We start from the raw sequence: 23,234 nt of genomic DNA, 5'->3' as shown, positions 1-23,234 counted from the left end.
GCAAGAGGTAATTTATGAAAAAATGATAAAAAGTTTCTGCTATCTGATACTCTCAATTTCGACCCGATATACCCCCTCTAAATCGGAAACAGCTGCATAAACATCTGTGGTTTTATCACGATAATCGATCGCAAGTAAAATCTGAACCAAATGATCGTCATTATCTAAATCTTTAATGCGAATTCTTCTGACGCTATATTTTTTTCCTATTAAGAAAGAAATGGTTTTTTCGATATTCGATCTATTACGGATGACAAGTTGAAGCATCATCTCTTTTTCCCGCAATTGTTTTGGTCCAAAGAGCTTCATTAAGAATGGAATTAACTCCACACTGACAATTAATAAGACAACTCCAGCAAAAGCTTCTAAATAAAATCCGGCGCCTACAGCTATTCCGATTCCAGCGGCTCCCCAAATCATGGCAGCTGTTGTTAGACCGGAAATACTATCATTACCTCTTCTTAAAATGACCCCCGCTCCCAGAAAACCAATCCCGGATACAATTTGTGCCGCAAGACGTAACGGGTCCATGGTAATTTTAACTTTATCTGAGTTAGGGAACATGTAAGCTGATTGGATTGATACAATCGTCAATAAACAACTAACAACAGAAATCACGAGGCTTGTTTTCAGTCCAACAGGTTTTCTTTTTAATTCACGCTCAAATCCTATAATTAGTCCGAATACAGCAGATATACCAAGTTTCATTAAAATGTTAACATCAATACTGTTCATACTTAAGTTCACGTCCAATTTATAAATTGATCTGATCCAAAATATTGGTATTCAAAATGAAAATCATATACGATTACAATGAAATTATTTCTACTTAAGATTGTACACATAAAGGAGTACGTAATGGAAGAACCAAAAGTAAATCCATATGCCGTTTTGGCTTTGGGAGTCCTTTCTGTATCCGCATCTGCCATTTTTGTTAAATTATGCTCTGCACCATCAGGCGTTATCGCTTTTTATCGTCTTTTTTTTACAGTTATTTTTATGCTTCCACTTTTTTTGAAAAAACACCAAATTCGTGAACTAAAACTGATTAAAAGAAAAGATTGGCTTTTTTCAACAGTTGCTGGTATCTTACTTGCATTCCATTTTATCCTATGGTTTGAATCATTGAATTACACTTCGGTAGCAAGTTCTACTGTTTTAGTAACATTACAGCCGATATTTGCATTTGTAGGAACATTCCTATTCTTTAAAGAAAAATTAACGTCAATGGCTATAATCAGCGGAATCGTTGCCGTGGCAGGAAGCATTATTATAAGCTGGGGAGATTTTCGAATTAGCGGAACAGCTTTGTTTGGAGATTTTCTTGCGCTTGTTGCTTGTGCCTTAGTTACAGGATATCTATTATTTGGTCAAACCGCTCGAAAAAGAATAACACTTATTACATATACCTTTATTGTATATTTTATGAGTACCATAACTCTTTATCTATATACGATTGTATCTGGAGAGTCCTTGCTGCCCGAGCGAAATAGTGACTGGATTTATTTTATTTTGCTTGCCATTTTTCCTAATTTACTTGGACATTCCCTGTTTAATTGGTCATTAAAATGGCTCAGCGCATCCACAATTTCAATGGCTATTCTTTTTGAACCTGTTGGTGCAACGATCCTTGCTTATTTGTTATTACATGAAAATGTGGCTTTGACTCAAATTTTTGGAGGAATCATTGTTATTTCAGGAATTTTACTATTTGTTTTAGATGAAAGAAAATTGAAAATAAAAAAGACGTTTAAAAGCTAAATTTTAAAGGCTTTGTTAAAGAACATTGTTGATATTTAAACACTGTTGATTGGAGCGGAAGGCACGGAGGCTCCCCGGCACGCCCGCGAACCGCTCGTGCCTAGAACGGAAATCAACAGCCAAATTTAACAGCGCCACTTAAAAATGAGAAAAAAACTTTATGAATTATATTGCAAACATTAATTGAACATGTTATATTAAATCTCGTCCTCTTTGAGATGTTAAATAACAAAAAGAAAAAAATAAAAAATGTTGTTGACATTAAAAAAGTGGATATGATATATTTAGGAAGTCGCTTTTGAAGAGTTGAATCCGAAATAGTGATTTTTGAAAAGAATGTTCTTTGAAAACTAAACAAACAAAAACGTCAACAAACAATAATTATTCATTTCTAACGAAATGAAGCCAACGTTATTTTTATGAGCTATATCAACTTTCTTGGAGAGTTTGATCCTGGCTCAGGACGAACGCTGGCGGCGTGCCTAATACATGCAAGTCGAGCGAATCTCGAGGAGCTTGCTCCTTGAGGTTAGCGGCGGACGGGTGAGTAACACGTGGGCAACCTGCCTGTAAGATCGGGATAACTTCGGGAAACCGGAGCTAATACCGGATAATCTTCTTCCTTGCATGAGGAAGAACTGAAAGACGGTTCCGGCTGTCACTTACAGATGGGCCCGCGGCGCATTAGCTAGTTGGTGAGGTAACGGCTCACCAAGGCGACGATGCGTAGCCGACCTGAGAGGGTGATCGGCCACACTGGGACTGAGACACGGCCCAGACTCCTACGGGAGGCAGCAGTAGGGAATCTTCCACAATGGACGAAAGTCTGATGGAGCAACGCCGCGTGAGCGATGAAGGCCTTCGGGTCGTAAAGCTCTGTTGTTAGGGAAGAACAAGTACCGGAGTAACTGCCGGTACCTTGACGGTACCTAACCAGAAAGCCACGGCTAACTACGTGCCAGCAGCCGCGGTAATACGTAGGTGGCAAGCGTTGTCCGGAATTATTGGGCGTAAAGCGCGCGCAGGCGGTCCTTTAAGTCTGATGTGAAAGCCCACGGCTCAACCGTGGAGGGTCATTGGAAACTGGGGGACTTGAGTGCAGAAGAGGAAAGCGGAATTCCACGTGTAGCGGTGAAATGCGTAGAGATGTGGAGGAACACCAGTGGCGAAGGCGGCTTTCTGGTCTGTAACTGACGCTGAGGCGCGAAAGCGTGGGGAGCAAACAGGATTAGATACCCTGGTAGTCCACGCCGTAAACGATGAGTGCTAAGTGTTAGAGGGTTTCCGCCCTTTAGTGCTGCAGCTAACGCATTAAGCACTCCGCCTGGGGAGTACGGCCGCAAGGCTGAAACTCAAAGGAATTGACGGGGGCCCGCACAAGCGGTGGAGCATGTGGTTTAATTCGAAGCAACGCGAAGAACCTTACCAGGTCTTGACATCCTCTGACACTCCTAGAGATAGGACGTTCCCCTTCGGGGGACAGAGTGACAGGTGGTGCATGGTTGTCGTCAGCTCGTGTCGTGAGATGTTGGGTTAAGTCCCGCAACGAGCGCAACCCTTGATCTTAGTTGCCAGCATTTAGTTGGGCACTCTAAGGTGACTGCCGGTGACAAACCGGAGGAAGGTGGGGATGACGTCAAATCATCATGCCCCTTATGACCTGGGCTACACACGTGCTACAATGGATGGTACAAAGGGCAGCGAAGCCGCGAGGTGGAGCCAATCCCACAAAACCATTCTCAGTTCGGATTGCAGGCTGCAACTCGCCTGCATGAAGCCGGAATCGCTAGTAATCGCGGATCAGCATGCCGCGGTGAATACGTTCCCGGGCCTTGTACACACCGCCCGTCACACCACGAGAGTTTGTAACACCCGAAGTCGGTGGGGTAACCGTAAGGAGCCAGCCGCCTAAGGTGGGACAGATGATTGGGGTGAAGTCGTAACAAGGTAGCCGTATCGGAAGGTGCGGCTGGATCACCTCCTTTCTAAGGATAAAGCTGGACCTATGAGCCAGACAAAACGGTTTGTGACACGTTCTTTGTTTGTTTAGTTTTGAGAGAACAATCTCTCAAAACATTGTTCCTTGAAAACTAGATAATCGTATAGAAGAAACCAAGCAAGAACTGAGTAATCGCCATTTTAGTTTTTCTCTCTAATATTTATTAGAGGGGGAATAGAAGCGAGCAGATCGAGGAAGCGACTGAGCGAACACCGGAGTGTATGATATACATGAGGAGCTTCGCTGCGGAAGCTGACGAAGAGATGCGAAGCTTATATTCACCCGTAGGTTAAGTTAGAAAGGGCGCACGGTGGATGCCTTGGCACTAGGAGCCGATGAAGGACGGGACTAACACCGATATGCTTCGGGGAGCTGTAAGTAAGCTTTGATCCGGAGATTTCCGAATGGGGGAACCCACTGCTCGTAATGGAGCAGTATCTTTACCTGAATACATAGGGTACTGAAGGCAGACCCGGGGAACTGAAACATCTAAGTACCCGGAGGAAGAGAAAGCAAACGCGATTCCCTGAGTAGCGGCGAGCGAAACGGGAACAGCCCAAACCGAAAGGCTTGCCTTTCGGGGTTGTAGGACACTCAACATGGAGTTACAAAGGAACGGGGTAGATGAAGCGGTCTGGAAAGGCCCGTCATAGAAGGTAACAGCCCTGTAGTTGAAACTTCGTTCCCTCCTGAGTGGATCCTGAGTACGGCCGGACACGTGAAATCCGGTCGGAAGCAGGGAGGACCATCTCCCAAGGCTAAATACTCCCTAGTGACCGATAGTGAACCAGTACCGTGAGGGAAAGGTGAAAAGCACCCCGGAAGGGGAGTGAAAGAGATCCTGAAACCGTGTGCCTACAAGTAGTCAGAGCCCGTTTATGGGTGATGGCGTGCCTTTTGTAGAATGAACCGGCGAGTTACGATTACATGCAAGGTTAAGTTGAAGAGACGGAGCCGCAGCGAAAGCGAGTCTGAATAGGGCGTTTTAGTATGTAGTCGTAGACCCGAAACCAGGTGATCTACCCATGTCCAGGGTGAAGTCCAGGTAACACTGGATGGAGGCCCGAACCGACGCACGTTGAAAAGTGCGCGGATGAGGTGTGGGTAGCGGAGAAATTCCAATCGAACTTGGAGATAGCTGGTTCTCTCCGAAATAGCTTTAGGGCTAGCCTCACGTAGTAAGAGTCTTGGAGGTAGAGCACTGTTTGGACTAGGGGCCCTCATCGGGTTACCGAATTCAGACAAACTCCGAATGCCAAAGACTTATCCGTGGGAGTCAGACTGCGAGTGATAAGATCCGTAGTCAAAAGGGAAACAGCCCAGACCACCAGCTAAGGTCCCAAAGTATACGTTAAGTGGAAAAGGATGTGGAGTTGCTTAGACAACCAGGATGTTGGCTTAGAAGCAGCCACCATTTAAAGAGTGCGTAATAGCTCACTGGTCGAGTGACTCTGCGCCGAAAATGTACCGGGGCTAAACGTATCACCGAAGCTGTGGATTGACATCTACGATGTCAGTGGTAGGAGAGCGTTCTAAGGGCGTTGAAGCTAGACCGTAAGGACTGGTGGAGCACTTAGAAGTGAGAATGCCGGTATGAGTAGCGAAAGATGAGTGAGAATCTCATCCACCGAATGCCTAAGGTTTCCTGAGGAAGGCTCGTCCGCTCAGGGTTAGTCGGGACCTAAGCCGAGGCCGAAAGGCGTAGGCGATGGACAACAGGTTGATATTCCTGTACCACCTCTTTATCGTTTGAGTGATGGGGGGACGCAGGAGGATAGGGTAAGCGCGCTGTTGGATATGCGCGTCTAAGCAGTTAGGCTGAGAAGTAGGAAAATCCGCTTTTCGAACAGGCTGAGCTGTGACAGCGAGGGAAATAGAGTACCGAAGTTCCTGATTCCACACTGCCAAGAAAAGCCTCTAGCGAGATAAAAGGTGCCCGTACCGCAAACCGACACAGGTAGGCGAGGAGAGAATCCTAAGGTGAGCGAGAGAACTCTCGTTAAGGAACTCGGCAAAATGACCCCGTAACTTCGGGAGAAGGGGTGCTTTTTGAGGTGAATAGCCTCGAAGAGCCGCAGTGAATAGGCCCAGGCGACTGTTTAGCAAAAACACAGGTCTCTGCGAAGCCGCAAGGCGAAGTATAGGGGCTGACGCCTGCCCGGTGCTGGAAGGTTAAGAGGAGGGGTTAGCGCAAGCGAAGCTCTGAATCGAAGCCCCAGTAAACGGCGGCCGTAACTATAACGGTCCTAAGGTAGCGAAATTCCTTGTCGGGTAAGTTCCGACCCGCACGAAAGGCGTAACGATCTGGGCACTGTCTCAACGAGAGACTCGGTGAAATTATAGTACCTGTGAAGATGCAGGTTACCCGCGACAGGACGGAAAGACCCCATGGAGCTTTACTGTAGCCTGATATTGAATTTTGGTACAGCTTGTACAGGATAGGTAGGAGCCTGAGAAGCCGGAGCGCCAGCTTCGGTGGAGGCGTCGGTGGGATACTACCCTGGCTGTATTGAAATTCTAACCCGCACCCCTGATCGGGGTGGGAGACAGTGTCAGGTGGGCAGTTTGACTGGGGCGGTCGCCTCCTAAAGAGTAACGGAGGCGCCCAAAGGTTCCCTCAGAATGGTTGGAAATCATTCGCAGAGTGTAAAGGCACAAGGGAGCTTGACTGCGAGACCTACAAGTCGAGCAGGGACGAAAGTCGGGCTTAGTGATCCGGTGGTTCCGCATGGAAGGGCCATCGCTCAACGGATAAAAGCTACCCTGGGGATAACAGGCTTATCTCCCCCAAGAGTCCACATCGACGGGGAGGTTTGGCACCTCGATGTCGGCTCATCGCATCCTGGGGCTGTAGTCGGTCCCAAGGGTTGGGCTGTTCGCCCATTAAAGCGGTACGCGAGCTGGGTTCAGAACGTCGTGAGACAGTTCGGTCCCTATCCGTCGCGGGCGCAGGAAATTTGAGAGGAGCTGTCCTTAGTACGAGAGGACCGGGATGGACGCACCGCTGGTGTACCAGTTGTCTTGCCAAAGGCATCGCTGGGTAGCTATGTGCGGACGGGATAAGTGCTGAAAGCATCTAAGCATGAAGCCCCCCTCAAGATGAGATTTCCCATAGCGTCAAGCTAGTAAGATCCCTGAAAGATGATCAGGTTGATAGGTCAGAGGTGGAAGCGTGGTAACATGTGGAGCTGACTGATACTAATCGATCGAGGACTTAACCAAGTCATAGCAATATGAATAAAGCGAACTCGTTCTCAAATGGTTCTTCTGTACTATCTAGTTTTGAGGGAATGAAAAATATAATTTCTTCTTGCAAAATATGAAAAAGACATTATAATAAAATAGTGTCGATAAATGGTCTGGTAATAATGGCGAGAAGGTCACACCCGTTCCCATACCGAACACGGAAGTTAAGCTTCTCAGCGCCGATGGTAGTTGGGGCGAAAGCCCCTGTGAGAGTAGGACGTTGCCAGGCTATATGGAGGATTAGCTCAGCTGGGAGAGCATCTGCCTTACAAGCAGAGGGTCGGCGGTTCGATCCCGTCATCCTCCACCATATTTTCAAAAATTATTGAACAAGCATTATGGCGGTTTAGCTCAATTGGTAGAGCACGATCGAATATGCTTCCTGAATATTCTACAGCATACCGATCGAGCTGCTTCTTGGATTAACAGTCTGAGATCGGGATGACGATTACCAGGCAAGCGAATGCAAATTAATACTCCTTATAAATTATGCCGGTTTAGCTCAATTGGTAGAGCAACTGACTTGTAATCAGTAGGTTGGGGGTTCAAGTCCTCTAGCCGGCACCATTATCGAGCCATTAGCTCAGTTGGTAGAGCATCTGACTTTTAATCAGAGGGTCGAAGGTTCGAGTCCTTCATGGCTCACCATTTAAATATGCGGGTGTGGCGGAATTGGCAGACGCACCAGACTTAGGATCTGGCGCCGCAAGGCGTGGGGGTTCGACTCCCTTCACCCGCACCATTTAATATGCGGAAGTAGTTCAGTGGTAGAACACCACCTTGCCAAGGTGGGGGTCGCGGGTTCGAATCCCGTCTTCCGCTCCAAAATGCCGGGGTGGCGGAACTGGCAGACGCACAGGACTTAAAATCCTGCGGTAGGTGACTACCGTACCGGTTCGATTCCGGTCCTCGGCACCACAAAATGAATTGTGCGCCCGTAGCTCAATTGGATAGAGCGTCTGACTACGGATCAGAAGGTTATGGGTTCGACTCCTTTCGGGCGCGCCATTAGTTTTTCATTACGGGAAATAGCTCAGCTTGGTAGAGCACTTGGTTTGGGACCAAGGGGTCGCAGGTTCGAATCCTGTTTTCCCGACCATTATATTCTCTTGGGGCCTTAGCTCAGCTGGGAGAGCGCCTGCTTTGCACGCAGGAGGTCAGCGGTTCGATCCCGCTAGGCTCCACCATATTTCAATAATATTTCGGCGGTGTAGCTCAGCTGGCTAGAGCGTACGGTTCATACCCGTAAGGTCGGGGGTTCGATCCCCTCCGCCGCTACCAAATATAACAAATATATTTATAATATGGACCTTTAGCTCAGCTGGTTAGAGCAGACGGCTCATAACCGTCCGGTCGTAGGTTCGAGTCCTACAAGGTCCACCAATAGCATTTTTAAATTCGGAGGAATACCCAAGTCCGGCTGAAGGGATCGGTCTTGAAAACCGACAGGCGGGTTAAACCGCGCGGGGGTTCGAATCCCTCTTCCTCCGCCATATTTTTTATATTATTATTATCGCGGGGTGGAGCAGTCCGGTAGCTCGTCGGGCTCATAACCCGAAGGTCGCAGGTTCAAATCCTGCCCCCGCAATTCGGTCTGGTAGTTCAGTTGGTTAGAATGCCTGCCTGTCACGCAGGAGGTCGCGGGTTCGAGTCCCGTCCAGACCGTCACTTTTATAACAAAATATATCTTTTGCTCAGTAGCTCAGATGGTAGAATACGCTTGAATAAGCTACTATGAAAGGTAGCTAGAACACTCATCGAAGTACAACTTGAATCAACTTTTTAAGATGAGGGCAAAGAACTAAGATAGTCTAAAATGTAGGGAATAATTAAATTATGGCTCAGTAGCTCAGTCGGTAGAGCAAAGGACTGAAAATCCTTGTGTCGGCGGTTCGATTCCGTCCTGAGCCACCATTTGAATTTATGGCGGTTGTGGCGAAGTGGTTAACGCACCAGATTGTGGCTCTGGCACTCGAGGGTTCGATTCCCTTCAATCGCCCCATAGCATTTATCTAGTGCGGGTGTAGTTTAGTGGTAAAACCACAGCCTTCCAAGCTGTTGTTGTGGGTTCGATTCCCATCACCCGCTCCATAATGGGCCTATAGCTCAGCTGGTTAGAGCGCACGCCTGATAAGCGTGAGGTCGATGGTTCGAGTCCATTTAGGCCCACCATATATTATTCCGCAGTAGCTCAGTGGTAGAGCTATCGGCTGTTAACCGATCGGTCGTAGGTTCGAGTCCTACCTGCGGAGCCATATAGAGAAGTACCCAAGTGGCTCAAGGGGCTCCCCTGCTAAGGGAGTAGGTCGCGTAAGCGGCGCGAGGGTTCGAATCCCTTCTTCTCTGCCATTTGGCCCCTTGGTCAAGCGGTTAAGACACCGCCCTTTCACGGCGGTAACACGGGTTCGAATCCCGTAGGGGTCATACAAGAAAACTGATAACAATTTGTTATCAGTTTTTTTGTGTTCATTAATCTATTGATAGATGTATAAATAGTACATTCTAACTATTTAGCTGCATTCTTATATTTTGAATGGTCCTTCTCCATTGTAATCATCCTCCAAGAGCATTTAAGTTTATATTTGGTGCCTAATTCTAAATTTTCCTAAAATAACTTCTTAAAATTCAGTGGGAAATATCTTCAGAATAACAATTTGTTTTGAAAAATAATTTCCTTAAAATTCAAATTCAACCAAAGAGCTTTTGTATAAGCTAAGAATGCTTAAAAAGTGTGTAAGCCATTTCTAAAAATTTATTATTCATATAAAAATATTTCTAAAAAATTTTTAGTAGGATTCTGCGGAAGTATGAAGGGAAATTTGTCGAACAGGAAAGAAACCCGTCGAATAATGAGGCGTGGTGTCAGCATATATGATAAATTGTCTGAAAAGATAAAAAAGTTTTTTGCGTACTATTTGGAAATTGCAATTATAATAAAACCTTGTAATACATATTTTTATTTGAGGATGAGGAGAGCCATGACAGTGAATACATTATTTCCTACTGATTATCAGTTGCACTTGTTTCATGAAGGAAATCTTTTTCAAAGTCATCAGCTTTTTGGCGCTCATATCCAAAAGGATTCCGAACAGGTATTTACACGATTTTGTGTCTGGGCTCCAAACGCCCTTGAAGTAAGGCTTGTAGGGGATTTTAATAACTGGAATGGTCATGGATATGAATTGCAAAGAGTGAATGATGAAGGAGTTTGGATTATTGTTGTTAATCAGGATTTGAAAGGAAGCATTTATAAGTATGAAATTTTCTCACAAACTGGTGAAAGGCTTATAAAAGCTGATCCGTACGCCTTTTATTCGGAATTAAGGCCTCATACAGCCTCCATTGTTTATTCTTTTGACGAATACGAATGGCAGGATCAAGAATGGATGAGTCGTAGGATTAACAAAAATGCTTTATCTGAGCCTACTGTAATTTATGAAGTACATTTAGGTTCATGGAAGGTAAAGCAGGATGGCAGCCATTTTACATATAGGGAACTAGCCAAGGAGCTTATACCATATGTTGTTGATCATGGTTTTACTCATATTGAATTATTGCCGCTTGTTGAACATCCGCTGGATGCTTCCTGGGGGTATCAAGGAACAGGTTATTTTTCTGTTACATCCAGGTATGGAACCCCTGAAGACCTTATGTATTTTATCGACAAATGCCATCAATATGGAATAGGTGTAATTCTTGACTGGGTTCCAGGTCATTTTTGCAAAGATGCGCACGGACTTTACCGCTTTGATGGGACACATCTTTACTCCTATGAGAACGAAAGAGACAGGGAAAATGCTGTATGGGGCACAGCCAATTTTGATCTTTGGAAGGGAGAAGTTCAAAGTTTTCTCATTTCAAATGCCCGTTTTTGGATTGATTATTATCATATCGACGGCTTTCGAATGGATGCTGTTGCCAATATTATTTATTGGCCAAATGCATCATCTTCTAAAGATCAAAATCCTTTCGGGATTGCATTTTTAAAAAAATTAAATAAAGAAATCCACGAGTATGATCCACATTTTTTAATGATAGGGGAAGACTCTACTGATTTTCCTCGTGTAACAACACCCGTTCATTATGGCGGCCTTGGTTTCAACTATAAATGGAATATGGGCTGGATGAACGACATTCTCGAGTATATGGAAACCCCTCCGTATTTTCGATCACATGAGCATAACAAAGTCACTTTTTCACTTTTATATGCGTTTTCAGAAAACTTTATGCTTCCGTTTTCACATGACGAAGTGGTACATGGAAAAAAATCATTACTGGATAAGATGCCAGGAGACTATTGGGAGAAATTTGCACAGCTAAGGCTTCTTCTTGGTTATATGTTTACTCACCCAGGGAAAAAATTATTGTTTATGGGTTTTGAAATAGGTCAGTTTGCAGAATGGAAGGACAAAGAACAGCTTGATTGGAATTTGCTGGATTATGAAATGCATCGGTATTTAAATGATTATGTAAAAGTCCTGATTAAATTTTATAAACGGTCAAAAGCATTATATGAGTTGGATCATTTGCATGATGGTTTTGAGTGGATCGATGTCAATAACAACAGTCAGTCCATCTTTTCTTTCATTCGAAAAGGAAAGAAAGTCGAAGATACGCTCATCGTCGTCTGTAATTTTACAGGCATTAGCTATCCGGAATATCGAGTCGGAGTTTCGGGTTCCGGCGAGTATCGAGAGATATTTAACAGTGATCTGGAGGATTTTGGCGGTTCTGGGTTCATCAATAAAAAGACGATAAAAACGGTGGAAGAACCATATCATGGTCAGCCTTTTTCGCTAAATCTAGCGATCGCCCCTTTTGGGTTTCAGATAATAAGACCAGTGAAAAAACGAAAGGAGAGAAAAGGAAATGGCAAAGAAAAAGTGCGTAGCCATGTTATTAGCAGGGGGCAAAGGGAGCAGGCTTAATTCATTAACAAAGGACCTTGCAAAGCCTGCTGTTCCGTTTGGAGGGAAATATCGTATCATTGATTTTACGCTTAGCAATTGCGCAAATTCAGGGATTGATACCGTCGGAGTGTTAACACAATATCAGCCATTGTTATTAAATTCATATATCGGAATTGGCAGTGCATGGGACCTTGACCGTAAAGATGGCGGTGTAACTGTTTTACCTCCATACAGCGAATCTTCGGATGTGAAATGGTACACAGGTACAGCAAGTGCCATCTACCAAAACTTGAATTATCTAAGGCAATATCAGCCTGAATATGTGTTAATCCTTTCTGGCGATCATATTTACAAAATGAACTATGAAGAAATGCTCAACTATCACATTGAGAAAAAAGCAGATGCAACAATTTCCTTAATTGAGGTTCCATGGGCAGAGGCCAGCAGATTTGGCATTATGAATACGGACGAGAATATGAAAATAACAGAATTTGAAGAAAAACCACATGAACCCAAAAATAACCTAGCTTCTATGGGCATTTATATTTTTAGCTGGCATATACTTAAAGAATATTTGGAAATGGACGACCGTAACCCTGATTCAAGTCATGACTTTGGAAAAGACATTATTCCTATGCTATTGGAAACAAAGAAAAAATTATATGCTTTTCCATTTAAGGGATATTGGAAAGACGTTGGTACGGTCCAAAGTCTTTGGGAAGCTAACATGGATTTATTAAATGAAGATTGTGGATTGGATTTGTTCGATCATGATTGGAGAATTTTCTCTGTCAATCCAAATCGACCGCCACAATATATTTCCCCTAAGGCAATTGTGAAAGACTCACTTATTAATGAGGGCTGTACCATTGAAGGGGAAATCGAAAAATCAGTTTTATTCCAGGGAGTCACGGTAGGAAAAGGATCGTTAGTGAAAGAATCCGTTATTATGCCGGACACTGTAATTGGAGAAAACTGCTTTATCGAAAAGGCGATTGTCCCATGCGATTGTGTCATCCCTGACGGAACGGTCATCCGTTCGTTTGATGACGAAATTATTTTAGTAACGGAAGAAATGCTTAACGGACTATATCCAGCTTATTAAACAGATCTGACTTAGTTTATTTTCAATTACAGGAGGGGCTTTGGAGTGAAGAGAAAGCTTTTAGGCGTAATCGATGCAACAACGTACCATGAAGATTTAGAAGATTTATTAACACACCGGTCACTTGCAGCACTGCCTTTTGCAGGACGCTACAGGATCATAGATTTTATTCTATCAAACATGGTTAATTCGGGAATCCGCAGTGTAGCCATTTTCCCTAAAATGCAATATCGCTCCTTAATGGATCATTTAGGTTCTGGGAAGAATTGGGATTTAAATCGCAAGAGGGATGGACTTTTCTTTTTCCCATCTTCCATAATTGACGCCGATCCTCACCGAGTTGGATCTTTTGAATTATTTGCTGCCAATATGGACTATTTTTACCGCAGTACACAGGAATATGCCATAATTGCAAATTGCTACACCGTCTCTAACATGAATTTCCGATCGCTGATTGAATGGCACGAACAATCCGGATGCGATATTACGGAAATCCACCATAAGGATGGAAAACCATTAGAAATTTATTTAATTAAAACTTCCTTACTGATTAAGTTAATTGAAACAAGACATGAAACAGGGTACACATGTATGAAGGATGTAGTAACTGACATTCAAAACGAATTTAATGTTTGTCATTACCAATATGATGGATATGCTGTCATGATTGATACGATTGAAAACTATTATTCTACCAGTTTGAAAATGCTCCAGTCAGATGTTTGGAAAAAGTTATTTATAAAGGAACAACCTATATTTACAAAAGTAAAAGATGAACCACCGACTAAATATTTAAACGGCTCCTCCGTAAGAGGCGCCATGATTGCGAACGGCTGCCTAATCCATGGAACAGTGGAAAATAGTATTGTTTCCCGTGGTGTGAAAATTGGCAAGGGCACGGTAATTAAAAATTGTATTATCATGCAAAAATGCCAGATTGAAGAAAATTGTTATTTAGATTCTGTTATTTTGGATAAAGATGTTAAGGTGGAGGCCGGTACACATCTAACAGGCACAGCACATTCGCCATTTGTGATTCGTAAAGGGATGAAGCAAGGAGCGTTGATGAACTCGTGAAAGTATTATTTGCCGTATCAGAATGTGGTCCATTTGCAAAATCAGGGGGGCTGGCAGACGTTGCCGGTTCCCTTCCAAAGGAATTAAAGAAACAGGGTACAGATGTCAGGGTGATTCTACCGAAATATGGGACCATTTCAGAGGAATATAAAAAAGGGATGAGAAAGCTGAAGGAATTTTCGGTTCAAGTTGGCTGGAGAAACCAATATTGCGGAATTGAAGAGCTTGAACATCAAGGAGTCATTTATTATTTTATTGATAATGAATATTACTTCAAGCGGGAAGGCTTATATGGCTACTATGATGACGGAGAACGTTTTGCCTATTTTAACCGGGCTGTGCTTGAAGCATTGGAAGAACTTGATTTTTATCCTGATGTCCTTCATTGTCACGATTGGCATACAGCAATGATTCCATATCTTCTTCGAGTAGAGTATTACAAACGGAAAAATTATGGACTTATTCGTACAGTATTCACGATTCATAACTTGCAATTCCAAGGAGTATTTCCAAAAGAGGTATTGGGAGATTTATTGGGGCTTGATTATCAAGCGTTCCATCCCCAACATTTGGAGTTCTTTGGCAATGTGAATTTTATGAAGGGGGGGCTTAATGCGGCAGATAAAATTACTACAGTAAGCCCAACCTATAAGACTGAAATTCAAACACCCTACTTTGGTGAAAAGCTTGATGGTTTGTTAAGGGAGCGGAATGAAGATCTTCAAGGGATTTTAAATGGCATTGACGAAGAATTCTATAATCCGGCTAAGGATCCGCTTATTTATCAAACATATACCGCAAGTAGCTTAGAGAAAAAGGCTATTAATAAACGCGAAATTCAAAAACAGTTTGGCTTAAAGCAAAGCGCCAATACTCCTTTACTGGTTAAAATAACTCGTCTGACTAAACAAAAAGGCTTGGATCTTGTGAAATGTGTAATGCGTGATATATTACAAGAAGACATTCAAGTCATTGTTCTTGGCACAGGAGAATGGGAATATGAAGAATATTTACGGCAGGCGGCACGGGTTTATCCGGAAAAATTAAAAGTACATACCGGATTTGACGAGGCACTCGCACATAAATTATATGCTGCGGCAGATTTATTTTTAATGCCTTCCTTATTTGAACCGTGCGGGTTAGGCCAGTTAATTGCCATGAGATATGGTGCTATTCCAATTGTTCGTGAGACAGGCGGTTTGAATGATACGGTAAAGTCATGGAATGAGTTCACAGGAAAAGGGAATGGATTCTCATTTAGTAACTTCAATGCCCATGACATGCTTTATACGATTCAGCGTGCATTGTCATTTTATCAGGACAAAAAGGTATGGGAGTCCATTGTGAAGCAGGCGATGGAAATGGATTATAGCTGGGCACAATCCGCATTTCGCTATAATCAGCTTTATGCTGAGCTTATCACAAGGAGTGTTACACATGTTCTCTAATGTTAAAAAGTTTAAAGACACTTTTTATAAACGTCTTGAAATGTTATGCGGGAAGAGCTTTGATGAAAGCACAGCTAGAGATCAATATGAAACACTTGGCCATATGATCCGAGAATTCGTCAGTAATGATTGGATCGCCACAAATGAGCGTTATTTGGCCATTACGGGCAAGCAGGTATACTATCTATCAATTGAATATTTATTGGGAAAACTGTTAAGGCAAAACTTGATCAATCTTGGGGTGGAAGCATTGGTTGAGGAAGGCCTCCGTGAATTAGGGATTGACCTAAATGAATTAGAAGAGCTGGAGGCAGATGCGGGATTAGGCAACGGCGGCTTAGGAAGATTAGCCGCTTGTTTTTTAGATTCCATTGCCTCCCTTAATCTTCCAGGTCATGGACATGGGATTCGATATAAACATGGCTTGTTTGAACAGAAGATTGTGGATGGTTATCAAGTAGAGCTTCCCGAACAGTGGCTGCGCAGCGGAAATGTATGGGAAGTTCGGAAAGCTGATTTGGCGGTGAAAATTCGCTTTTGGGGGAAAGTAGAGGCTAAAATGGAACATAATCGCCTTACTTTTCATCATTTAAATGCGGAAACTGTCACTGCAGTTCCATATGATATGCCGGTGATCGGTTATGAATCGAAAACTGTAAATACACTTCGATTGTGGAATGCTGAACCCTCGCAATTTCCGATTCACGATGATATTTTAAAATATAAACGGGAAACGGAAATGATTTCGGAATTATTATATCCGGATGATACCCATGATGAGGGGAAAATATTGCGTCTAAAGCAGCAGTATTTTTTAGTTTCAGCAAGCCTGCAGTCCATTCTCAAAGCCTATAGAAAACAACATGGAAAGCTTGACCAACTTCATGAACATGTTTGTATTCATATTAACGATACACATCCTGTCCTTGCGATACCTGAGTTGATGAGAATCCTGATGGATGAGGAAGGACTTGATTGGGAACAGGCTTGGAATATTACGAAAAACACAATTTCTTATACTAACCATACTACACTATCAGAAGCATTGGAAAAGTGGCCGATTCGTATTTTTCAACCGCTCCTTCCCCGTATTTATATGATTGTAGAAGAAATAAATGAACGTTTTTGCCATGAGCTATGGGACGAGACTCCAGGTGACTGGGCTAGAATTGCTGGTCTTGCGATTATTGCAGACGGCTATGTAAAAATGGCCCATTTGGCCATCGTTGGAAGTTTCAGTGTGAACGGGGTGGCCAAGCTCCATACGGAAATATTGAAACAGCGGGAGATGAAACCTTTTTATCAGATTTTCCCAGAAAAATTTAATAACAAGACAAATGGGATTGCTCATCGACGATGGCTGTTAAAGGCCAATCCTAAATTAGCAACCTTCTTATCGGAGTTAATTGGCCCTTCATGGATTCGATCAGCAGAAGACCTAAGCCAATTAATGAATTATCAAAACGATACCTCTGTTTTGGAACAATTGGAGAGCATAAAAAAAGAAAATAAACAGGAGCTTGCACAAATTATTTTGGAGAAAACGGGTGTATCCGTTGATTCAGGAGCAATATTTGATGTACAGGTAAAGCGGCTGCATGCTTATAAACGTCAGCTTCTCAATATACTCCACATTATGCATCTTTATAATCGCATCAAAGAGGATGCAAGCTATTCTATGGTCCCAAGGGTATTTATATTTGGTGCAAAAGCCTCTCCAGGCTACTACTACGCGAAAAAAATTATTAAGCTAATTAATTCGGCAGCAGAGATTATCAATCACGACCCAAAAGTCGGTGATCGAATGAAAGTCATTTTCCTTGAGAACTACCGAGTATCATTGGCTGAAAAAATCTTTCCGGCTGCCGACGTAAGCGAGCAGATTTCTACAGCCAGTAAAGAAGCATCAGGAACAGGAAACATGAAATTTATGATTAACGGTGCTTTGACATTGGGAACATTAGATGGAGCCAATATTGAAATTCGTGAACTTGTTGGAGATGACAATATCTTTACATTTGGTCTCACCTCTGATGAGGTGCTCCACTATTATCAGCATGGAGGATACCAGTCGGAGGGATACTATCATCACGATTATCGGATTCGACAGGCGGTCGATCAGCTTGTAAACGGCTTTTTTCCTGGTGTTTATAATGAATTTGAGCCGATATTTGATTCGCTTCTAGAGGAAAACGATCAATATTTTGTGTTGAAAGATTTTGCATCCTATGCAGATACTCAGTTAAATGTGGGTGAAGTCTTTAAGGATTCAATGAGATGGCAGAAAATGAGTTTAGCCAACATTGCGAATGCAGGTTATTTTTCAAGTGATCGAACCATTAAAGAGTATGCTGAGGATATTTGGAAGATAAACCCTCTATAAGAAAAAGGCTTCTGCATTTGCTGCAGAAGCCTTTTCTTATAGAAAGTGACCGGCGAAAATGCCAATCGCAAGTAAGAATCCAAAGATCGTATTCGTTTGGGCTGTAGCTTTCATAGCAGGTGCCATTTGGATCGGTATGCTGCCTTTATGAAAGATTTTCACAGCTTGAACTGGTTTCGCAGCACTTAACAATACGACTGCCGTCCAAATCGGGGCTATATGGCTGAGAATTAGGCCTAAAACCCAAAGGTACGAAAAAGTAAACATAATGGCTAATAGAATGGTCGCCCTTTTCTTTCCTAATAGAACGGCTACCGTTTTCCGGCCATTTTCCCTATCGCCATCAAGGTCGCGAATATTATTGGATAAATTAATAGCACTTACCAATATAAAAATAGGAATGGAAAAAAGGATACTTGTCGATGTAACTGTGCCAGTCTGAATAAAGAATGAGATCAAGATGATAATCATTCCCATGAAAAGGCCCGAAAATAATTCACCGAATGGCGTATAGGAAATTGGAAATGGACCGCCTGTATAAAGATAACCTACGGCCATACAAACAAGTCCTACTAATGCTAGGTACCAGCTGCTATTCATACAAATATATACACCAAGTAACAATGAGATGCCGTAGCAGCTTAATGCAAGGTTCATTACGGTTTTCGGTTTGATTCCGTCCCGGACAATGCTTCCGCTGATTCCTACAGATTGTTCATGATCCAGGCCTCGTTTAAAATCATAATATTCATTGAACATATTGGTAGCCGCTTGAATTAACAAACACGCCACTAACATAGCCAGAAAAAGGCCAAAATGGAAATTTCCCTGATCGACAGCAAGTGCTGTACCAAGTACAACTGGAACGAATGCTGCTGTTAAAGTATGGGGACGTGTCATTTGCCACCAAACTTGAAAGCCGCGGTTCGCTTCAACAGCATGCTTTGAACCATCTTGTATATTTGGCTGCATATTGTTCTCTCCCTTTTACATAAATTTTCTTTATCTTAAGGTTATTTGTTCACAAAAATTTTAAATTTGTTCCATTCCTTAGTGTAGGGAAATACCTTTATAGTGTCAATTAAATTTTGTTATCAAATCTAGAAGATAATAACTACTTTTCCTATGATAAAATGAATGTCAGGAAGATGAAAAAAGCATTTCTCAACCTATTGAATAAGGTTTGACATATAATAAGGAATGAAACAGGATAAGTTGCAATTTGTATGATTGACTTTTTTGCGATGGGAGTAGTATCTTTAAAAAGGCATAATATGAATGGATAGCAGTCATTTTGGCTGTTTTGGAGGGATTTTTTTGGTTACCATTCAGGAATCGGAAATTATCGAAAGGGGTCTTCAGGCAGTTCAACGTGCAAAGGAGCTCGGACGGCCAGTATTACTTAGTGAAGTGCATAAAGTAGATGTGGTGAATCCGCTTTCTTTTTTCGAGCAAGGAAAAAAGCGCTATCTCGGTGAACGTTTTTTTTGGAAGGATCCAAAAGACGAGACTGTACTTGTTGGCCTTGGGATTGTTCACCAGATTCAGACAGATCAAAATGATAGCCGCATTTATCATGTCGAGCAAAAATGGAAGACATTATTGAAGGACAGCCTTGTTTTTAATCCTTATACAGAGAGCGGAACAGGACTTTTGTTGTTCGGAGGCTTTTCATTTGACCCCCTTAAAGAAAAAACAGAACTATGGTCCAAATTTGCGGATGCCTTGTTTTATCTACCAAAATTTTTATTAAGTATAATACATGGACAGACATATTTAACAACCAATTTGATCTGCACTGCAAATGATGATGAATCATTGCTATATAAAATTAGTGAAGAGCGAAAGAAGCTGGTGGACGCAATTCAAGAGAATATTCAGGAACAACCGTTGAATCTATTAGAAACAAAAGAAGTTTCCCCTAAAAAATGGAAAGAATCTGTTTCAGCTGTTGTGAAGGAGTTAACAAATGGACCGCTAAAAAAAGTGGTGCTTGCCCGTGAGCTAAGATTAATTTTTAGCAATCCTGTAGAAACAGAAAATGTATTGAAAAATTTAAACCATCAGCAACATGAAAGCTTTATCTTTGCATTTGAGTCCAAAGGTGATTGTTTTATTGGAGCATCTCCCGAGAGGCTTATTAAAAAGCAGGGGAATGAAGTGTTCTCTACTTGTCTTGCCGGATCCATTCCTAGAGGAACTACGGCAAAAGAAGATCAGACTTTAGGCCATGTCTTATTAAATGACCAAAAGAATCTGATTGAACACCAATATGTTGTTGAAATGATAAAAGAGGCGTTAACAGGGGCATGTGATGAAGTCATTATCCCAGAGAAGCCTCAGTTGATGAAAATAAGAGATATTCAACATCTGTATACACCTGTGATTGGAAAATGCGATTTGGATACATCACTGTTGCGGCTTGTAGAAAGGCTTCATCCGACGCCGGCACTGGGTGGCTTGCCAAAAGAGGAAGCGATTGAAAAAATTAGGCAAGTAGAAGATCTAGACCGGGGCTTTTATGCAGCTCCAATCGGCTGGCTTGATTATGGCAATAATGGGGAATTTGCAGTAGCCATTCGATCAGGGCTAATTCAGGGCAAAGAGGCATCCCTATTTGCCGGCTGCGGTGTTGTAGCAGATTCCGATCCGGAAAGTGAATTTCAAGAGACGGGCTTAAAGTTTAGGCCAATGCTGCGAGCCCTTGGAGGAAAATAAATATGAGTCATCAAGAATCGTTAACAGTTTATCTTGCCAGCTTTGTTGCTGAATTATTTCATACAGGGATAAGGGATGTTGTGGTCAGTCCTGGTTCACGATCCACTCCAATGGCTATGGTTATGGCAGAACATCCTGATTTAAAGGTACATATTCATGTAGATGAACGATCAGCCGCTTTCTTTGCCTTAGGGATTGCTAAGCAAACGAATCGGCCGGTCGCAATTCTTTGTACATCAGGAACAGCAGCTGCTAACTATTTTCCTGCTATTGTAGAGGCCCGTTATTCCAGGGTTCCGCTTTTGGTATTAACAGCGGACAGGCCACACGAACTTCGGGAAGTCGGGGCTCCCCAGGCTATTGACCAAATTCATTTGTACGGACAGCATGTAAAGTGGTTTGCCGAAATGGCGCTTCCTGATCATAGTAAAGAAATGATCCATTATGCACGGACTGTCTGCGCACGGGCAGTATCCATTGCAGTTCAAGCCCCTGCAGGACCGGTCCATCTAAACTTTCCTTTCCGTGAACCATTGATTCCAAAATTGGATGAGAATCTTTTTCAATTGGAGGAACGTCCACAAGGATATATCCAGGTTCATAATGGTGATTTAATCATAAATGAAGTCTGTTTTGAAGAAATAGCCCATAAACTGATAGGGAAACAGCGAGGCATTATTGTTTGCGGGAATATGGTCAGTAACCATTTTGCCGATGCAGTTACTAGGCTTTCTACAGCATTAAATTATCCCATATTGGCTGACCCATTATCACAGTTAAGAAGCGGTATACATGATGGAGCAAACATTATTGATACATATGATACGTTCTTAAGGAATGAAGACGCGAAAAAGTTTTTAAAACCAGATGTTATATTAAGATTTGGAGCTATGCCGGTATCAAAAGCATTAATGATTTTCTTGAAGGAACATTTTAATGCAGAACAGATTGTCATCGATAGCGGCGGCGGATGGCGCGACCCAGCTCTTCTTTCATCGGCCATGATTTTCTGTGATGAAACGGTCTTTTGTGAAAAACTTTTAGATCATACTAATGCAAATTCTGATGATCATTTTTTGAAAGACTGGCAAAAAATCAATGATCTTACAAAAGAGAATATGGGCTCCTTGAGAGATATTGTTCCATTAAGTGAGGGAAAGCTGTTTTATCAGTTAGCGGAATTGCTGCCGGATGGAGCTACTCTTTTTGTTGGAAATAGTATGCCGATTCGGGATTTGGACAGCTTTTTTCTTCAAAATAAGAAATCAATTAAGATTATGGCCAATCGCGGAGCAAATGGTATTGATGGTACGATTTCTACAGCTATTGGTGCAGCACTATATTCCAAATCATTGTATTTAGTACTGGGGGATTTAACGTTTTTCCATGATTTGACAGCCTTGTTTATAGCTAAAAGATATAACGTGGATATCCATATCCTTCTTATTAACAATAATGGCGGAGGAATATTCTCATTCTTGCCCCAAGCCGAACATCCAAAGCATTTTGAACTTTTATTTGGAACACCACTGGATATCGATTTTATCCATGCTGTGAAGATGTTTAATGGTCGGTTTGTTAAAATAACAGATTGGGATCACTTTAGAACGGAACTGAAAAATTCAGTGAAGTCACTGGAACCCGGTATAAATGTATATGAAGTAGTTACCGATCGAAATAGAAATCTGGATGAGCATCGAGAGTTTTGGCGAAACGTTTCCCAGGAAATATCGAATTATGTCGATGGTGTAAACTAAATGAAAGTACTAGTCAATGGCATTAGCTTTCATGTTGAGTTATATGGTCAGGGATTTCCGTTCGTTCTCCTCCATGGTTTTACTGGAAATTCTACTACATGGTTTCCATTTAATGAAGAATGGGGGGCACACTCACAATTAATAATGCCTGATATCATCGGTCATGGAAAAACGGCTATAACCATGGATGCGGACAGGTATGAAATGAAAGCTGCTGCCCGTGACCTAAATGAAATATTGAACCAATTAAAGGTTGAACAGGTTGACTTATTAGGTTATTCCATGGGTGGAAGACTAGCGCTAACTTTTGCTATACTTTTTCCCGAACGGGTAAGAAAATTAATTTTGGAAAGCTCTTCACCTGGATTGTTGACGGAAGCAGAACGCGTCCAGAGACGTCTGAGCGATGAAAAGCTGGCACAGTTTATAGAGGAACATGGAGTAGAATTGTTTGTGAATGATTGGGAAGAAATTCCTTTGTTTGCAACATTGAAACGGCTTCCTGCTGATGTAAGGGAGAAAATAAGGGAACAAAGGCTCCTGAATTCAGCAGAAGGTTTAGCCAATAGTTTAAGAGGTATGGGCACGGGTTCGCAGCCATCATGGTGGGGAGCGCCCTTAAAGCAACTTGCATGTGAGGTTCTTTTAATTACTGGAGAACAGGACAGCAAGTTCTGTGATATTGCCCGTAACATGATCAAAGAGTTGAAAAAAGGGAAATGGGTGATTGTCCCGGACTGCGGCCATGCAATTCATGTGGAAGAATCGAAAAAGTTTGGTACAATAGTAAGTGACTTTGTGTCAGATATTTGTCTAAAATAATAATAAGG

11 protein-coding genes, 21 tRNA genes and 3 rRNA genes are annotated in these 23,234 nt (G+C 42.4%); 33 read left to right on the top strand and 2 right to left on the bottom strand.

Annotated elements, in window-relative coordinates; genetic code table 11:
• Positions 1-39: 39 nt before the first annotated feature.
• Positions 40-735: an MgtC/SapB family protein gene (locus HPT25_RS01980; RefSeq protein ID WP_173059191.1), complete on the bottom strand. Its 696-nt coding sequence runs from the start codon at positions 733-735 to the stop codon at positions 40-42.
• A gap of 123 nt (positions 736-858) precedes the next feature.
• Between HPT25_RS01980 and HPT25_RS01975 the strand changes: the two genes are divergently transcribed.
• From HPT25_RS01975 to HPT25_RS01830, 30 genes are all read left to right on the top strand, one after another.
• Positions 859-1,761, top strand: coding sequence for a DMT family transporter (locus HPT25_RS01975; protein ID WP_173059188.1), 903 nt, complete (start codon positions 859-861; stop codon positions 1,759-1,761).
• 435 nt (positions 1,762-2,196) lie between these two features.
• Positions 2,197-3,746, top strand: a 16S ribosomal RNA gene (locus HPT25_RS01970).
• A 301-nt stretch (positions 3,747-4,047) separates the two neighbouring features.
• A 23S ribosomal RNA gene (locus HPT25_RS01965) occupies positions 4,048-6,982 on the top strand.
• A gap of 136 nt (positions 6,983-7,118) precedes the next feature.
• A 5S ribosomal RNA gene (gene rrf, locus HPT25_RS01960) occupies positions 7,119-7,235 on the top strand.
• Together the 16S, 23S and 5S rRNA genes with 21 tRNA genes alongside form the textbook arrangement of a ribosomal RNA operon.
• Positions 7,236-7,240: 5 nt before the next feature.
• Positions 7,241-7,316 (top strand) — tRNA-Val (locus HPT25_RS01955).
• A gap of 181 nt (positions 7,317-7,497) precedes the next feature.
• A tRNA-Thr gene (locus HPT25_RS01950) sits at positions 7,498-7,573 on the top strand.
• Positions 7,574-7,578: 5 nt separating this feature from the next.
• A tRNA-Lys gene (locus tag HPT25_RS01945) sits at positions 7,579-7,654 on the top strand.
• 9 nt (positions 7,655-7,663) lie between these two features.
• Positions 7,664-7,748: transfer RNA gene (locus HPT25_RS01940), tRNA-Leu, on the top strand.
• 8 nt (positions 7,749-7,756) lie between these two features.
• A tRNA-Gly gene (locus tag HPT25_RS01935) sits at positions 7,757-7,831 on the top strand.
• A 4-nt stretch (positions 7,832-7,835) separates the two neighbouring features.
• A tRNA-Leu gene (locus tag HPT25_RS01930) sits at positions 7,836-7,924 on the top strand.
• Between the two features lie 13 nt (positions 7,925-7,937).
• A tRNA-Arg gene (locus HPT25_RS01925) sits at positions 7,938-8,014 on the top strand.
• A 14-nt stretch (positions 8,015-8,028) separates the two neighbouring features.
• Positions 8,029-8,105 (top strand) — tRNA-Pro (locus HPT25_RS01920).
• 12 nt (positions 8,106-8,117) lie between these two features.
• Positions 8,118-8,193 (top strand) — tRNA-Ala (locus tag HPT25_RS01915).
• 17 nt (positions 8,194-8,210) lie between these two features.
• Positions 8,211-8,287: transfer RNA gene (locus HPT25_RS01910), tRNA-Met, on the top strand.
• Positions 8,288-8,312: 25 nt separating this feature from the next.
• Positions 8,313-8,389 (top strand) — tRNA-Ile (locus tag HPT25_RS01905).
• A gap of 17 nt (positions 8,390-8,406) precedes the next feature.
• A tRNA-Ser gene (locus HPT25_RS01900) sits at positions 8,407-8,499 on the top strand.
• A gap of 21 nt (positions 8,500-8,520) precedes the next feature.
• Positions 8,521-8,594, top strand: a tRNA-Met gene (locus HPT25_RS01895).
• A 3-nt stretch (positions 8,595-8,597) separates the two neighbouring features.
• A tRNA-Asp gene (locus tag HPT25_RS01890) sits at positions 8,598-8,671 on the top strand.
• Positions 8,672-8,844: 173 nt separating this feature from the next.
• Positions 8,845-8,920: transfer RNA gene (locus HPT25_RS01885), tRNA-Phe, on the top strand.
• 12 nt (positions 8,921-8,932) lie between these two features.
• Positions 8,933-9,008: transfer RNA gene (locus HPT25_RS01880), tRNA-His, on the top strand.
• A gap of 15 nt (positions 9,009-9,023) precedes the next feature.
• A tRNA-Gly gene (locus HPT25_RS01875) sits at positions 9,024-9,097 on the top strand.
• Between the two features lie 4 nt (positions 9,098-9,101).
• A tRNA-Ile gene (locus HPT25_RS01870) sits at positions 9,102-9,178 on the top strand.
• An 8-nt stretch (positions 9,179-9,186) separates the two neighbouring features.
• A tRNA-Asn gene (locus HPT25_RS01865) sits at positions 9,187-9,261 on the top strand.
• 3 nt (positions 9,262-9,264) lie between these two features.
• Positions 9,265-9,355, top strand: a tRNA-Ser gene (locus HPT25_RS01860).
• A 3-nt stretch (positions 9,356-9,358) separates the two neighbouring features.
• Positions 9,359-9,430 (top strand) — tRNA-Glu (locus HPT25_RS01855).
• Between the two features lie 554 nt (positions 9,431-9,984).
• On the top strand, positions 9,985-11,934 hold the full coding sequence (gene glgB, locus HPT25_RS01850; protein ID WP_173059185.1) for a 1,4-alpha-glucan branching protein GlgB: 1,950 nt from the start codon (positions 9,985-9,987) through the stop codon (positions 11,932-11,934).
• Complete coding sequence (locus HPT25_RS01845; protein ID WP_173059182.1) at positions 11,876-13,021, top strand: glucose-1-phosphate adenylyltransferase; 1,146 nt, start codon at positions 11,876-11,878, stop codon at positions 13,019-13,021. The genes glgB and HPT25_RS01845 overlap by 59 nt, the downstream gene beginning before the upstream one ends.
• 45 nt (positions 13,022-13,066) lie before the next feature.
• Positions 13,067-14,098, top strand: a complete 1,032-nt coding sequence (locus tag HPT25_RS01840; RefSeq protein WP_173059179.1) for a GlgC family sugar phosphate nucleotidyltransferase — start codon at positions 13,067-13,069, stop codon at positions 14,096-14,098.
• A complete protein-coding gene (gene glgA, locus HPT25_RS01835; protein WP_173059176.1) occupies positions 14,095-15,546 on the top strand; it encodes a glycogen synthase GlgA in 1,452 nt (483 codons plus the stop codon). The genes HPT25_RS01840 and glgA overlap by 4 nt, the downstream gene beginning before the upstream one ends.
• Positions 15,536-17,929, top strand: coding sequence for a glycogen/starch/alpha-glucan phosphorylase (locus HPT25_RS01830; protein ID WP_173059173.1), 2,394 nt, complete (start codon positions 15,536-15,538; stop codon positions 17,927-17,929). Before glgA ends, HPT25_RS01830 begins: the two co-directional genes overlap by 11 nt.
• Positions 17,930-17,965: 36 nt before the next feature.
• Here the strand turns inward: HPT25_RS01830 and HPT25_RS01825 are convergent, their stop codons facing one another.
• Positions 17,966-18,901 carry a 1,4-dihydroxy-2-naphthoate polyprenyltransferase gene (locus HPT25_RS01825; protein ID WP_173059170.1) on the bottom strand — a complete coding sequence of 312 codons (936 nt, stop codon included), beginning with the start codon at positions 18,899-18,901 and terminating at the stop codon, positions 17,966-17,968.
• A 345-nt stretch (positions 18,902-19,246) separates the two neighbouring features.
• On the opposite strand from HPT25_RS01825, the gene HPT25_RS01820 reads away from it, so the two are divergent.
• From HPT25_RS01820 to menH, 3 genes are read left to right on the top strand one after another with little or no spacing between them, the layout of a single operon-like run.
• Positions 19,247-20,647 carry an isochorismate synthase gene (locus HPT25_RS01820; protein ID WP_246277117.1) on the top strand — a complete coding sequence of 467 codons (1,401 nt, stop codon included), beginning with the start codon at positions 19,247-19,249 and terminating at the stop codon, positions 20,645-20,647.
• 2 nt (positions 20,648-20,649) lie between these two features.
• Entirely contained in the window at positions 20,650-22,404 is a 1,755-nt protein-coding gene (gene menD, locus HPT25_RS01815) for a 2-succinyl-5-enolpyruvyl-6-hydroxy-3-cyclohexene-1-carboxylic-acid synthase (RefSeq protein ID WP_173059165.1), read from the top strand.
• Positions 22,405-23,226, top strand: coding sequence for a 2-succinyl-6-hydroxy-2,4-cyclohexadiene-1-carboxylate synthase (menH, locus tag HPT25_RS01810; RefSeq protein ID WP_173059162.1), 822 nt, complete (start codon positions 22,405-22,407; stop codon positions 23,224-23,226). It begins immediately after the preceding gene.
• Positions 23,227-23,234: the final 8 nt, after the last annotated feature.

Source organism: Neobacillus endophyticus, from assembly GCF_013248975.1.
Lineage (GTDB): Bacteria > Bacillota > Bacilli > Bacillales > Cytobacillaceae > Neobacillus > Neobacillus endophyticus.
Note: the sequence above shows the minus strand (reverse complement) of the source record. Positions and strands in the feature narration are given on the sequence as shown.

Coding starts and splice junctions, on each gene's coding strand:
- HPT25_RS01980 (WP_173059191.1), bottom strand. CDS start 735: ATGAACAGTATTGATGTTAACATTTTAATGAAACTTGGTATATCTGCT.
- HPT25_RS01975 (WP_173059188.1), top strand. CDS start 859: ATGGAAGAACCAAAAGTAAATCCATATGCCGTTTTGGCTTTGGGAGTC.
- glgB (WP_173059185.1), top strand. CDS start 9,985: ATGACAGTGAATACATTATTTCCTACTGATTATCAGTTGCACTTGTTT.
- HPT25_RS01845 (WP_173059182.1), top strand. CDS start 11,876: ATGGCAAAGAAAAAGTGCGTAGCCATGTTATTAGCAGGGGGCAAAGGG.
- HPT25_RS01830 (WP_173059173.1), top strand. CDS start 15,536: ATGTTCTCTAATGTTAAAAAGTTTAAAGACACTTTTTATAAACGTCTT.
- HPT25_RS01825 (WP_173059170.1), bottom strand. CDS start 18,901: ATGCAGCCAAATATACAAGATGGTTCAAAGCATGCTGTTGAAGCGAAC.
- menD (WP_173059165.1), top strand. CDS start 20,650: ATGAGTCATCAAGAATCGTTAACAGTTTATCTTGCCAGCTTTGTTGCT.
- menH (WP_173059162.1), top strand. CDS start 22,405: ATGAAAGTACTAGTCAATGGCATTAGCTTTCATGTTGAGTTATATGGT.